Source organism: Massilia terrae, from assembly GCF_024753145.1.
Classification (GTDB): domain Bacteria; phylum Pseudomonadota; class Gammaproteobacteria; order Burkholderiales; family Burkholderiaceae_D; genus Telluria; species Telluria terrae.
Genome location: NZ_JANUGU010000001.1, coordinates 766,101 through 779,709 on the forward strand (window position 1 = coordinate 766,101; position 13,609 = coordinate 779,709).

General features: G+C 68.0%; 10 protein-coding genes. 7 read left to right on the forward strand and 3 right to left on the reverse strand.

Annotation, left to right across the window (positions count from 1 at the left end; all coding sequences use genetic code 11):
• Positions 1–2: 2 nt before the first annotated feature.
• From NX778_RS03505 to NX778_RS03515, 3 genes are read right to left on the reverse strand one after another with little or no spacing between them, the layout of a single operon-like run.
• Positions 3–1,688, reverse strand: a complete 1,686-nt coding sequence (locus tag NX778_RS03505; protein WP_258810284.1) for a GMC oxidoreductase — start codon at positions 1,686–1,688, stop codon at positions 3–5.
• Positions 1,685–4,333 (reverse strand): beta-glucosidase family protein, encoded by a 2,649-nt coding sequence (locus tag NX778_RS03510; RefSeq protein WP_258810285.1) that lies wholly within the window; start codon positions 4,331–4,333, stop codon positions 1,685–1,687. Before NX778_RS03510 ends, NX778_RS03505 begins: the two co-directional genes overlap by 4 nt.
• Before the next feature lie 9 nt (positions 4,334–4,342).
• On the reverse strand, positions 4,343–5,200 hold the full coding sequence (locus NX778_RS03515; protein ID WP_258810286.1) for a glycoside hydrolase family 16 protein: 858 nt from the start codon (positions 5,198–5,200) through the stop codon (positions 4,343–4,345).
• Positions 5,201–5,477: 277 nt separating this feature from the next.
• On the opposite strand from NX778_RS03515, the gene NX778_RS03520 reads away from it, so the two are divergent.
• The 7 genes from NX778_RS03520 to NX778_RS03550 all read left to right on the forward strand — a co-directional run bounded on the left by NX778_RS03520 (position 5,478) and on the right by NX778_RS03550 (position 13,553).
• On the forward strand, positions 5,478–6,713 hold the full coding sequence (locus NX778_RS03520; protein WP_258810287.1) for an ABC transporter substrate-binding protein: 1,236 nt from the start codon (positions 5,478–5,480) through the stop codon (positions 6,711–6,713).
• Between the two features lie 4 nt (positions 6,714–6,717).
• On the forward strand, positions 6,718–7,596 hold the full coding sequence (locus NX778_RS03525; RefSeq protein ID WP_258810288.1) for a carbohydrate ABC transporter permease: 879 nt from the start codon (positions 6,718–6,720) through the stop codon (positions 7,594–7,596).
• A complete protein-coding gene (locus NX778_RS03530) occupies positions 7,593–8,453 on the forward strand; it encodes a carbohydrate ABC transporter permease (RefSeq protein ID WP_258810289.1) in 861 nt (286 codons plus the stop codon). Before NX778_RS03525 ends, NX778_RS03530 begins: the two co-directional genes overlap by 4 nt.
• Before the next feature lie 3 nt (positions 8,454–8,456).
• The gene (locus tag NX778_RS03535; RefSeq protein ID WP_258810290.1) at positions 8,457–9,509 is read left to right on the forward strand and encodes an ABC transporter ATP-binding protein; all 1,053 of its coding nucleotides are present in this window, start codon (positions 8,457–8,459) and stop codon (positions 9,507–9,509) included.
• A 26-nt stretch (positions 9,510–9,535) separates the two neighbouring features.
• Positions 9,536–10,969, forward strand: a complete 1,434-nt coding sequence (locus tag NX778_RS03540) for a glycoside hydrolase family 30 protein (RefSeq protein WP_258810291.1) — start codon at positions 9,536–9,538, stop codon at positions 10,967–10,969.
• Between the two features lie 82 nt (positions 10,970–11,051).
• Positions 11,052–12,065, forward strand: a complete 1,014-nt coding sequence (locus NX778_RS03545) for a LacI family DNA-binding transcriptional regulator (protein ID WP_258810292.1) — start codon at positions 11,052–11,054, stop codon at positions 12,063–12,065.
• 108 nt (positions 12,066–12,173) lie between these two features.
• Positions 12,174–13,553, forward strand: coding sequence for a GH1 family beta-glucosidase (locus NX778_RS03550; RefSeq protein WP_258810293.1), 1,380 nt, complete (start codon positions 12,174–12,176; stop codon positions 13,551–13,553).
• Positions 13,554–13,609 lie beyond the last annotated feature (56 nt).

The window sequence follows — 13,609 nt, forward strand, 5'->3', positions numbered from 1 at the left end:
CCTTATCCTTTCTTGAGTTCCCTGACCGCGTGGTCGACGGCGCGCGCGGTGAGCGCCATGTACAGGATCGACGGGCTCTGGTTCCCGGTGCTGGTCATGCAGGCGCCATCTGTCACGTACACGTTGCGGCACAGGTGCAGCTGGTTGTGCTCGTTGAGCAGCGAGGTGGCCGGATCGCGCCCCATGCGCACGCCGCCCATCTCGTGGATGTCGAGCCCCGGCGCCTGGTGGTTGTCGGTGGCCTGGATGTTCTTGAAGCCGGCCGCCTCCATCATCTTGCGCCCCTCGGCGAGGAAGTCCCTGACCATGCGGTCGTCGTTGTCGTCGTAGCCGACCGAGGTCACCAGCAGCGGAATGCCCCACTGGTCGGTCTGGTCCTCGCTCAGGCGCACGTGGTTGCCGGCCTTCGGGATGGTCTCGCCCTGCATATACATGTAGGCGGTCCATTTGCCGGGCTGGCTGGCGGCCTTCTTCAGTTCCGCGCCGATTCCGGCATCGGCGCCGGCCTCGCCCCAGCCCTGGCGCCCGGCGCCCGAGAAGATCACGTAGCCGCCGACGAAATCGGTGTCCTGGCGATGCACGTTGCGGAAGTTCGGGATGATGCATTCGGACGGCTTGCGCACTTCGTAGTACTGGTCCTCGAAGCCGTCGATCTCGCCGCTCATGCCGGCGCGGTAGTTCTGGAAGGCGATGTACTTGCCGAGCAGGCCGTTGTCATTGCCCAGGCCATTCGGGAAGCGCGCCGACTTTGAACTGAGCAAAATGAGGTTGGTGTTCAGGGCCGAGGCATTGACGAAGATGATCTTCGCCTTGAACACCAGGACCTCCTTGCTCTGCGCGTCGATCACCTTCACGCCGGTGGCGGCGCCCAGCTTGTCGTCGTACAGGATCGAATGCACCACCGAATGCGGCCGGATGGTGAGATTGCCGGTGCGGGCGGCCCAGGGCAGGGTGCCGCTGTTGGAGCTGAAGTAGCCGCCGAAGGGGCAGCCGCGCATGCACAGATTGCGGTTCTGGCACTGGCCGCGGCCCTGCTCCAGGTGGACCTGTTGTGGCTCGGTCAGGTGCGCCCAGCGGCCCGGCACGTAATGGCGCCCGAACTTCTCCGCGATCACGGTGCGCAGGTGCTGCTCGACGCAGTTGAGTTCATACGGCGGCAGGAATTCACCGTCCGGCATGGTCTCGATGCCTTCCTTGCTGCCGCTGATGCCGACGAATTTCTCGACGTGGCTGTACCAGGGCGCGATGTCCTCGTACGTGATGGGCCAGGCGATGCCATAGCCGTCGCGCTCCGGCGCACGAAAATCGCTGTCGGCCCAGCGAGCGCAGGCGCGGCCCCAGGTGAGCGACTTGCCGCCGACCTGGTAGCCGCGGATCCATTCGAACGGCTTTTCCTGGATGTACGGATGGTCGGCGTCCTTCACGAAGAAGTGCGCGGTGGTGGCGTCGTAGCCGGCGGCCTTGGAGATGTAGGGGTTCTCCTCCTGCTGCTGGCGGCTGATCGATCCGCGCAGCTTGAAGTCCCAGGCCGGATTGCTCATGGTCGGATAGCCGGCGATATGCTTCACGTCGCGCCCGCGCTCCAGCACCAGGGTCTTCAATCCCTTCTCGCACAGCTCCTTGGCAGCCCAGCCGCCGCTGATGCCGCTGCCGATGACGATCGCATCGTATTCCGTTTCAATTTTCATTGGCTGACCATTTTCGAAAGTGGCAGATCGCGCGAGGAGCGGCCGATGTAGACCGTGCGCCCGTCGCGGGCGTCGTGCCAGGCCTGGTCGCGCTTCGACCAGTAGCGCAGGCGTTCGGGCGCAATGTGGAGTTGCACGCGCCGTTCCTCGCCCGCCGCGAGCGTAATCCGGTCGAAGGAGGCGAGCGCGCGTTTGGCGAAAGCTGCGCCGGCGGGGGCAGGATGCGGGGCGCCAAGGTAGGCCTGCACCACCTCGTCGCCGTCGCGCTGGCCCGTGTTTTTTACCACCACGCTTGCATCGAGGCCGCCGTCGGTTGCGCGCGCCAGCTTCAGGTCCGAATAGCGGAAGCTGGTGTAGCTCAGGCCGAAACCGAAGGGGAACAGCGGCGCGAGGTCCTGGTGGTCGTACCAGCGGTAGCCGACGAAGATGCCTTCCTTGTAGACGGTTTTGCCGTTCACGCCTTTGGACGCACGTTCGGGATGGGCCGGGTCGTTGGCCGGCCCGTCGGCCAGGCGCGCCGGCCAGGTGATCGGCAGGCGGCCGGCCGGATTGGCGCGGCCGGTCAGAAGCCTGGCCGCGGCCCAGCCGCCTTCGTCGCCGGTGTACCACATTTCGAGCACGGCGCGCACCTTGTCGAGCCAGGGCATGGCCACAGCGTGGCCGGTGTTCAACACCACGACCGTATTCGGATTGACCGCGGCCACCGCCTCGATCAGCCGGTCTTGCTCACCCGGCAAGCCGAAGGCCGGATGATTGCGCGCCCATGCGAAGACCACCGCGGTCTTGGCACGGCGCGCGGCGTCGACCGCGGCTTCGAACGCGTCCTGCTTCATGCGCGGCGTGACCCAGGCGAGGCGCACCTGTACCGGCGCGCCGCTGCTGTCGGCGGTGGCCTCGACCTCGATGCGGTGCGGGCCCGCGCTGAGCTGGACCAGGCGCCGCACGTTGTCCAGGCCGTCGGTGGTCGGGATCACGTTGTCGCGGTTGGCGAACACGATGTCGCCGTGGCCGCCCCACCAGCCCATATTGCCGATCTTGCGGCCGTCGATCGCGAACTTGCCGGTGGCGCCGATCAGCTGGAGGTCGATGTCGTAGGCGCCGGCGGCGTCCACGTTCAAGGTGCCGCTCCATTTGGCGCTGGCGCCGGCAGGTAGCGCTCTGCCGGAGCGCAGGGTGTGGTCGATGTCGGCGGCAGCCGCCTGCTGCTTGCCCTCGATGCGCACCAGCCCACTGAAGGCTTGCGGCGGGATTGGCGCCCCAGTCATGTCATCGGCCACGGCCAGGCGCAGCCCGTCGCCGGCGCCCATGGCGCGCAGGGCGTGGTAGGCGCCAAGCTGGCGCTCGGCGCGGCCGAAGGACTGCTCTTCGCCGGCGACGATGGCAAAGGTCTGCTGCGCGCCGGGGCCGACCAGGGCCAGCGAATCGAGATCGGAGGGCTTGAGCGGCAGTACGCCGTCATTCTTGAGCAGCACGGCGCCGCGTTCGGCCAGGCGCTGCACCGCGCGGGCATTGGCCTCGACCGCTTGCGCCTGCACCGTATGGTTCGGCGCGCGATCGAGCCAGCCGAAGCGCTCCATCTGCCCCAGCACGTGGCCGGCCGCGCGATCGAGGTCGGCGTCGGTGACGCTGCCCTTCGCCAGCGCCGCGCCGAGATTCTTCGACATGCCGGCCGGCTCGGCTTGCGGCGCTTCGGCCGCCGGGGCGGTGATGTAGGGCTGCTCCTCCGGCACGCCGGCAGCCAGGGTTTCGACCAGCTCCGCCTTGTCCTCGTCCGTCATGCCGGCGGCGGCGGCCTCCTTGCCAAGGGCGAAGTAGGCGTCGGGGCCGATGCCCGGCTGTTCCATGTCCAGGCCGCGCGCGATGAACTCGGCGCCATGGGTCGCGCCCCAGTCGGAAGTGACGAAGCCGCGAAAGCCCGATTCCTTGCGCAGGATGCCGTTCAGGGTGGACGCGTTGCCGCAGGCGTGCACCCCATTGACCTTGTTGTACGAGCACATCACGGAGGCGACGCCGGCCTGGGCCACGGCGCGGAACGGCTCCGCGTAGATTTCGCGCAGCGCCTGGCCATCGACCTCCACATCCGCCGCCGCCGCATCGTAGGCGACAAAGTGCTTGGCCTGGGCCATCACGTTTTGCGCCTGGGCGCCGCGCACGAAGCGCGCCGCCAGTATTCCGGTGAGGACCGGATCTTCGCCGTAGGTGTTATACGCGCGCTCGAAAGTCGGGTCGCGGTAGATGTTGATGAAGGGCTGCAGGATCACGTCCACGCCCAGGGCGCGGGCGTCGCGGCCGATCAGCGCGCCCGTTTCCTCCGCATCGGCCGGGCTGAAGGTGGCCGCCATCGAGAGGGTGGAGGGCATGCCGGTCGACGGGTGGCGCACCAGCACGCCGGGCGGACCGTCGGCAAAGCGCAGGTCAGGGATGCCCAGGCGCGGGACGCCGGCGGTCCAGCCGGCCTGGCCCAGGGTTACCCCGGCCGGTTCCTGGGCGCCGCGGATGACGGCCATTTTTTCCGCGCGCGACATCTGGGACAGCAGCTGGCGCACGCGCGCGCTGCTTGCCGCTTCGGGCGCCGCGGCGGCGCACAGGCCGGCGCCCAGCAGAAGGGCGGCGAGGGTGGAGGCTTGCTTGAATTGGTGCGGCACGATCATCGCTTAGCGCCGGTAGACGCGGACGTAGTCGACTTCCATCGTGGCCGGGAAGATCTTGTCGTCCACCGGGCCGCCCATCATGCCGCCGATCGCCAGGTTGAGGATCAGGTATTGCGGGTCGCTGAATGGCCACTTGTGGTGGTCGCCGTCCTTCGGATTGGCGAACTGCAGGTAGTTGCGGTCATCGACGCCGATGGAGATGTGGTCCGCATCCCAGGTCAGCTGGTAGCGATGGAAGGCGTCGCACACCGTCTCGACCCGGGTCGGCGCGGTAATCTGGGTCTTGTTCGGCCAGTTGAACGCGCCCGTGTGCAGGCTGCCCAGCACCTCGCCCTTCTTCATGCCGCTGTGTTCCATGATGTCGATCTCGCCCTGTTCCGGCCAGCCGTCGGTGGTGCCGAGCATCCAGATCGCCGGCCAGGTGCCAAGGCCGCAGGGCAGCTTGGCGCGCACCTCGACGAAGCCATAGGTGAATTCGAATTTGCCGCGCGTGTACAGGCGCCCGGAGCTGTAGGCCTGGCCGCCGTAGTCGCTTTCACCGGCCAGCTTTTCCTTGCGCGCCGTGATCAGCAGCTTGCCATGCGCCACCCGCGTCGTGGCCAGCCGGCCCTTGGCGTAATACTGCAGCTCCTCGTTGGCCCAGCCGGTCTTGTTCATGCCGGTGTCGTAGTCCCATTTGGCGGGGTCGGGCAGGCCGGGCTTGCTGAACTCGTCGGCCCACACCAGCTTGTAGCCGGCCGGCTTGCCGCCAGGCGGCAGCGGCGCGGCCTCACTGGCGGCCGGCGTTGCGGGGCCGGCCATGGCCTGGCAGGCGGCCAGCGCACACAGGCTGGCGATGAGAAGGCTGGTCTGGTATTTCACTGGGTCTCCGTTCAGCGTTCTGGAATCGTTTCCAACTTTTCCGGAAATATATCACCCCGGCGTGCCGGTGGCGATATTTTTTTAGCGCACGGCAGACCCATCAGATGGAAGTCGGCAATTGTCGATAAACCCCGTAAAATGGCGGGGCGCCGAGGGCCGCATTGACACCAAAACATCGCGGGTGGTATAGTCCATCAAGGCGGTGGTAACGTTTCCAATCCATTTGAGAGCGGCCTCCCACCGGCAAGCGGACCCAGATCCGCTACAAGGAGATTCGATGTTCAGAGCACACAAGCTGGCGCTGGCATGGATGCTGGCGTTTGGCGCCGGCAGCGTGGCGCATGCGGCCGGGCCCAAAGCGGAAGTCATCCATTGGTGGACCTCGGGCGGGGAATCGGCCGCGGTCAGGAAACTGGCCGACGCCTACCGCGCGGCCGGCGGCGTGTGGGTCGACACCGCGATCGCGGGCAGCGAGCAGGCGCGCGCCGTGGCCATCAGCCGGGTCGCCGGCGGCAATCCGCCCACCGCCGCCCAGTTCAACACCTCCAAGCAGTTCCTCGACGTGATCGAGGAGGGCATGCTCAATAACGTCGACGACGTCGCCGCCAAAGAACACTGGGACAGCACCCTGCCTGAGCCGATCCGCGACGTCATCAAGGTCCACGGCCACTACTACGCCGTGCCGATCGACATCCACATGCCGACCTGGATCTGGTATTCGAAGGCGGCCTTCAAGAAAGCCGGCATCACGCGCGAGCCGGCCACGATGGACGAACTGTTCGCGGCGCTCGACAAGCTGAAGGCGGCCGGCCTGGTGCCGCTGGCGCACGGCGGCCAGTCGTGGCAGGAAAATATCGTGTTCATGGCGGTGCTGGCCAATGTCGGCGGCAAGGACCTGTACCTGTCGGTGTTCCGCGACCGCGATCCGCGCGCGATCCGGTCAAGCGCATTCCGCAACGTGCTGCTGGCCTTCAAGCGCCTGCGCGGCTATACCGACGCGGCGGCGCCGGGACGCAACTGGAACGACGCCACCGCCATGCTGATCTCCGGCCGCGCCGGCGTGCAGATCATGGGCGACTGGGTCAAGGGCGAATTCAATGCGGCGCGCCAGGTCGCCGGCAAGGACTACGGCTGCATCGCCGGCTTCGGCCCCAAGACCCCCTACCTGATCCAGGGCGACGCCTTCATCTTCCCCAAGACCGACAATCCGGACACGCTCAAGGCGCAAAAGCTGCTGGCCAGCGTGATCGTGGCGCCGGCCACCCAGATCGAGTTCAGCCGCCTGAAGGGATCGGTCCCGGTGCGCTCCGACCTCGACGCCTCGCGCATGGACGCCTGCGCCCAGGCCGGCATGGCCATCATGAAGGACCGCGCGCGCCACGTCGGCAACGGCGAGGTATACCTGACGCCGGCCCAGAACGGCGACCTGGCCGACGTGCTGACCGCCTACTGGAATTCCGCGATGCCGGTCGAGAAAGCCCAGCAAGGCATTGCAGCCGCGCTGCAGAACTAGGACGATGCGCGCCTTGAAGCGGGCACGCGCGATCGTGCCGTTTGCCGCGCTGCTGCCGATGGCGCTGACCGTCATCGTCGGCTACCTCGGCGCGGTGCTGTGGTCGGTCCGGATCTCGCTGACCAGTTCGCGCAGCTTCCCGTCCGACCACTTCGTCGGACTGGCCCAGTACACGCGCCTGTTCGACAACGAGCGCTGGCTGGTGTCGCAGCATAACCTGGTCCTGTATGGCCTGCTGTTCGTGGCCGCTTGCATGGTGACCGGTTTCCTGCTGGCGGTGTTCATCGACCAGAACGTGTCCGGCGAGGGCGTGCTGCGGACCGTGTTCCTGTATCCCTACGCGATGTCCTTCGTCGCCACCGGCCTGGTGTGGCAGTGGATGCTCACGCCCGATGCCGGCATCGGCCAGGCGCTCGCCCAGCTCGGCTTCGGCGCCGGCGGTTTCGACTGGATCGTCGACCAGGACAAGGTGATGTACACGATCGTCATCGCCACCGCCTGGCAGGCGTCCGGGCTGGTGATGGCGATGATGCTGGCCGGCCTGCGCGGCATCGACCCCGACATCTGGAAGGCGGCGCGGGTCGAGGGCATTCCGGCCTGGCGCGTCTACCTGTCGGTGGTGCTGCCGATGATGGGGCCGACCATCGCCACCGTGTTCCTGCTGCTGTCGACCGCGGTGGTCAAGCTGTACGACGCGGTGGTGGCGATGACCCAGGGCGGCCCCGGCACAGCCAGCGAGGTGCCGGCCAAGTTCATCATGGATAACCTGTTCGGGCGCGCCAACATCGGCCTCGCCTCGGCCGCCGCCGTGATGCTGCTGGTGCCGGTGCTGGCCTTGCTGGCGCCCTACGCCTATGCGCGCAGCCGCAAGGGGCGCGCATGAAGCGGCGCAGCTTCACGCCGGCGCGCATCGGCATCTACGCCTTCCTGCTGACGGCCGCGCTGTTCTTCCTGCTGCCGCTGTACATCATGGTGGTCACCTCGCTCAAGCCGATGGAGGAGATCCGGCTCGGGAATATCTTCGCGCTGCCGCTGCAGCTGACCGTGGCGCCGTGGCGCGACGCGTGGACCGCGGCCTGTACCGGCGTATCGTGCGAAGGCATCAGCGCCGGCTTCTGGAATTCGGTGAAGATCGCCGTGCCGAGCACCGTGCTCGCCATTTTCCTCGGCGCGCTCAACGGCTATGCGCTGTCGTTCTGGAAGCCGCGCGGCGCGCAGCTACTGTTCGGCGTGCTGATGCTGGGCGCCTTCATTCCGGTGCAGGTGATGATGTTCCCGCTGGTGCGGGTGCTGGGGGCGATCGGTATCTTCGGTTCGCTGGCCGGCATCGTGCTGGTGCACCTGATCTTCAGCATGCCGGTCATGACGCTCCTGTTCCGCAATTACTACGCGTCGATCCCGCATGAACTGTTCCAGGCCGCGCGCATCGACGGCGGCGGCTTCTGGCGCATCTTCCTGCAGCTGATGCTGCCGATGTCGCTGCCCATCATCGTGGTCGCCGCCATCATGCAGGTGACCGGCGTGTGGAACGACTACATCCTGGGCCTGGTGTTCGCGGGGCGCGACAACCTGCCGATGACGGTCCAGCTCAATAACGTGATCAACACCAGCACCGGGGTGCGCCTGTACAACGTGAACATGGCCGCCACCATCCTGACCTCGTTGGTGCCGCTGGCGATCTATTTCATTTCGGGGCGCTGGTTCGTGCGCGGCATCGCCGCCGGCGCGGTAAAGGGATAATTCATGTCGAACGTGCGTCTTCGGAACCTGGACATCCGCCACGGCGGGCACGAGGTCATCAAGGATCTCGACCTGGCGGTGGAGGAGGGCGAGTTCCTGGTGCTGCTCGGTCCTTCCGGCTGCGGCAAGTCGACCCTGTTGCACGGCATTGCCGGCCTGCTCGACGTGACCGCCGGCAGCGTCGAGATCGGCGGGCGCGACATGACCGACGCCGAGCCGAGCGAGCGCGGGATCGGCATGGTATTCCAGTCCTACGCCCTGTACCCGACCATGACCGTGGAACAGAACATGGCCTTCGGCCTGCGCGTGGCGGGCACGCCGAAAGAGGAGATCCGGCGCCGCATCGCGCGTGCCGCCGGCATGCTGCAGCTGGAGCCGCTGCTGGGCCGCAAACCGGCGCAGCTGTCCGGCGGCCAGCGCCAGCGTGTCGCGATCGGCCGCGCGCTGGTGCGCGAGGCCGGCGTGTTCCTGTTCGACGAGCCGTTGTCCAACCTCGACGCCAAGCTGCGCGCCGAGCTGCGGCGCGAGCTCAAGCTGCTGCACCAGGCGCTTGGCTCGACCATGATCTATGTGACCCACGACCAGGTCGAGGCGATGACCCTGGCCACCCGCATCGTCGTCATGCGCGCCGGCCGCGTCCAGCAAGTGGGCGCGCCGGCCGAGGTGTACCAGCGCCCGGCCAACCTGTTCGTGGCCGGCTTCCTCGGGGCGCCCGCGATGAACTTCATTCGCGGCGAGCTCGATGGCGGTGGGCGCTTCGGCGCCGGAACGCTGGCGCTCGATCTGCCGGCCGCCGCCACGCTCGGCGCGCGCCCCGTGGTGCTCGGCATCCGGCCGGAGCACATCGCCATCGAGCCCGGCGCGCCCCTGGCCGGCAAGGTCACCCTCGTCGAGCCGATGGGTAACCACCAGGTGGTGAGCATCGAGGCCGGCGGCCAGCAGCTGTCGGCGATCGACTACGCCCAGCGTGGCTTCGCCATCGGCGAGGAACTGCGCTTCGGCTTCGACGCCGATCGCGCCTCCCTGTTCGACCCCGCCAGCGAGCGGCGCTTATGAGATTCAATAACGAAGGAGAGGGAAGCATGACGGGACTGTCTGGAATGCGGCTACGCGCCGTGCTGCTACCGCTGTTGGCAGGTGTCGCGCTGCAGGCCGCCGCCGCGCCGCAGCCGGTGCAGGCATGGATCACCACCGGCGACCAAAAGCTGCTGCTCGCGCGCGGCAAGGATGCCGCCTTCGGGGCCGCCACCCGCGCCGGGATCGTGATCGACGTCGATCCGGCGCAGCGCTTCCAGGAGATGGCGGGCTTCGGCGCCGCCATCACCGACGCTTCGGCGCAGCTGATCCAGCAGCGCCTCGATGCGCCGCAACGTGAGGCGCTGATGCAGGAACTGTTCGGCCGCGGCCCGGGCGGCATCGGTCTGTCGTTCACCCGCCTCACCATTGGCGCCTCGGATTTCTCGACCAGCCATTACAGCTTCGACGACATGCCGCCCGGCCAGTCGGACCCGAATCTGGAGCACTTCTCGATCGAGCCGAACCGCGCGGCGCTGCTGCCGACCGTGAAGGAGGCGCTGGCGATCAACCCGCAGCTGAAAGTGATGGCGTCGCCGTGGAGCGCGCCGGCCTGGATGAAGACCAACGACAGTCTGATCCAGGGCAAGCTGAAGCCGGAAGCGTTCGCGCCCTTCGCCCAATACCTGAGCCGCTACGTGTCGGCTTACCAGGCCGAGGGCGTGCCGATCTTCGCGCTGACCTTGCAGAACGAGCCGCATTTCGAGCCGGGCGACTATCCCGGCATGCGCGTCGATCCGGCCGCGCGCGCCGCCTTCATCGGCGGCTTCCTCGGGCCGGTGCTGGCCAAGCAGAACCCGGGCACCCAGATCTTCGACTGGGACCACAACTGGGACCAGCCGGAGTCGCCGCTGGCGGTGCTGGCCGATCCCACTGCAGCCAGGTATGTCAGCGCGGTCGCCTGGCACTGCTACGCCGGCGACGTCAAGGCGCAGGGGCCGGTGCACGATGCGCATCCCGACAAGGATGCCTGGCTCACCGAATGCTCGGGCGGCGAATGGGCGCCGGGCTTCGCTCCCAACCTGCAGTATTTCACGCGCACCCTGATCATCGGCGCCACCCGCGGCTGGGCGCGAGGCGTATCGCTGTGGAACCTGGCGCTCGACGAACACCATGGGCCGCACAAGGGCGGCTGCGGCGACTGCCGCGCAGTGGTCACCATCGATTCGCAGACCGGCGCGATCAGCCGCAACGTCGAATACTACGCGCTCGCGCATGCCAGCCGCTTCGTGCGCCCGGGCGCGCGCCGGATCGCATCGAGCACCGGCAAGGGCGGCCTGGATACGGTCGCTTTCCGCAACACCGACGGTGAAATCGCGCTGCTGGTGGCGAATCCGGCGCCGCGGCCGCGCGCGTTCTCGGTGCGCGCCGCCGGGCGCAGCTTCGGCTACACGCTGCCGGCCGGCAGTGTGGCGACTTTCACCTGGAACGACCAGCCTTGAAGGGCGGGGCCGGGTGGTTCCGGCGCCCCAAATGCAGTATGCTTTTGCTAATGCGCGAATCAGCGATCAACCGAAGGATGCCGTGGCAACGATCAAGGATGTAGCCCGCCTGGCTGGCGTGGGACTGGGTACCGCCTCGCGGGTAGTGAGCGGCAAGGGCTCGGTGTCGCCGGCCACGCTCGAAAAGGTGCAGAAGGCGATCGAACAGCTCGACTTCCGGCCGTCGCACACGGCGCGCGCGCTGCTGTCCGGATCCTCGCGCATGATCGGCGTGTACATCCCGATCCTGAAGGGCACCTTCTACACGCCGATCCTGCAGCTGATCGATACCGAACTGCGCGCCGCCGGCCTGAACATGGTGGTCGCCTTCGGCACCGGCACCGGCGATGCGCGCCGCCAGGCGATCGAGGGCATCGGCTTCCTGATCGCGCGCGGCTGCGACGGCCTGCTGGCGATGAGCAACGACCTGAGCGACGAGGACATCGCCGCGCTGGGGCCCAAGCAGTCGCGCGTCGTGCTGCTGAACTGTTCCGGCAAGCTGCCGGGCCAGTGCTTCAGCCCCGACCACCGCGCCGGCGGCACGCTGGCGGCGCGCACCCTGCTGGCGCGCGGCCACCGCAAGATCGCCGTGATCGCCGGCCCGGCGACGGCCTCCGACAACGTCGCGCGGATCCAGGGCTTCCTCGATGAACTGGGCCGGGCGGGTGTCGATACCGGCGCGCTGTGGATCGCCGAGAGCGACTTCTCGCCGCAGGGCGGGTGGTCGGCGGCGGCGGAACTGGTGGCCTCGGGCCAACTGTTCACCGCGCTGTTCTGCGCCAACGACGAAATGGCGGTGGGCGCCTTGTCGTATTTCCAGGAGGCCGGGATCGCGGTGCCGGGCCAGGTCTCGGTGCTGGGCTACGACGACACGCCGAGCGCCGAATTTTCGGCGCCGCGCCTGTCCACCGTCCACATCCCCTGGAGCGACATCGCCCTCAGCGGCGTCAACGCCTTGCTCAACCGCTGCTACGGCGGCGAGCGTCCGGTGGCGGCCGAGTTCCCGATCCGGCTGGCCGAACGGGCCTCGCTGGCCGCGCTCGCAAGCCGGCAATAAAACACGGATGCGGACAGTGCGCGCCGGCCGATTCTTTGCTACACTTGGAAACCTTTCCATGCGCCGGCGCAAAATGCCGGCCGTGTCAGTTTGCACGATCGCCAACAGATGACTAAGAAAATTCACGACCCCGCACCACCGGCCATCGCGCGCAGCGACTTCGCGCGCGACTTCCTGTGGGGCTGCGCGACCTCGTCCTACCAGATCGAAGGCGGCGTGCGCGCAGGCGGGAGGGGCGATTCGATCTGGGACCGTTTCTGCGAACAGCCGGGCGCGATCCGCGACGGCTCCAGCGGCGCGGTGGCCTGCGACCATTACCACCGCTGGCCGGAGGATCTCGACCTTGGCCGCGACCTCGGCCTGAATGCCTACCGGTTCTCGATCGCGTGGCCGCGCATCTTTCCCGAACCCGGCGCCCGTCCCAACCCGCAGGGGCTGGACTTCTATTCGCGCCTGGTGGACGGCATGCTCGAACGCGGCCTGCAGCCGTGGCTGACGCTCTACCACTGGGACCTGCCGCAGCACCTGCAGGAGCGGGGCGGCTGGAACGAGCGCGACACGGTCCATGCCTTCGCCGAATTCGCCGATGTCGTCAGCGCCCACCTCGGCGACCGCGTCAAGCACTGGATCACCCACAATGAGCCGTGGTGCACCGCCATCCACGGCCACTTCGAAGGCGTGCACGCGCCCGGCGTGAAGGACTTCCGCACCGCGCTGCAGGTGGCGCACCACGTGCTGCTGTCGCACGGGCTGGCACTGCCGGCGATCCGCGCCAACGTGCCGGATGCGCAGGCCGGCATCGCGCTCAGCCTGCATCCGCTGAGCGCCGCCTCGGACCGGCCGGAAGACATCGCCGCCTGCGTGCGCCACGACGGCTTGCGCAACCGCTGGTTCCTCGACCCGCTGCACGGGCGCGGCTATCCGGCCGATATCCTCGAACGCTGCGCCGCCGATGCGCCGGCGGTGCTGGCCGGCGACCTCGAGGCGATCGCGGCGCCGACAGATTTCCTCGGGGTGAACTACTATTTCCCCGAAATCATCGCGCATGCCCCCGGCGCCGCACCGCTGGAGGCGCGCGTGGTGGCGCGCGAGGACGTGGCGCGCACCGCCTTCGGCTGGGAAGTGGCGCCGGATGGACTGGGCGCCCTGATCCGCCGCATCGAGGCCGATTACGACTGCGCGCCGATCTACATCACCGAGAACGGCTCGACCTGGGACGACGTGGTCGGCGCCGACGGCCAGATCGACGACCACCAGCGGCGCGACTACCTGGTGCGGCACCTGGCGGCGCTGCGCGACACGATCGCGCAGGGCAGCCGGGTCAAGGGCTACTTCGCGTGGAGCCTGCTCGACAACTTCGAATGGGCCGAGGGGTACACGCGCCGCTTCGGCCTGACCCACGTCGATTTCGCGACCCAGCAGCGCCGGCTCAAGCGCAGCGGCCAATGGTACCGCGCCTTCCTCAAGCTGGAGCCGCAGCAAGGCTGACGGCGGCGGCAGCGCCGTGGATCTTTTCGGTTGACAAATCTATCCCGGGAACGCAC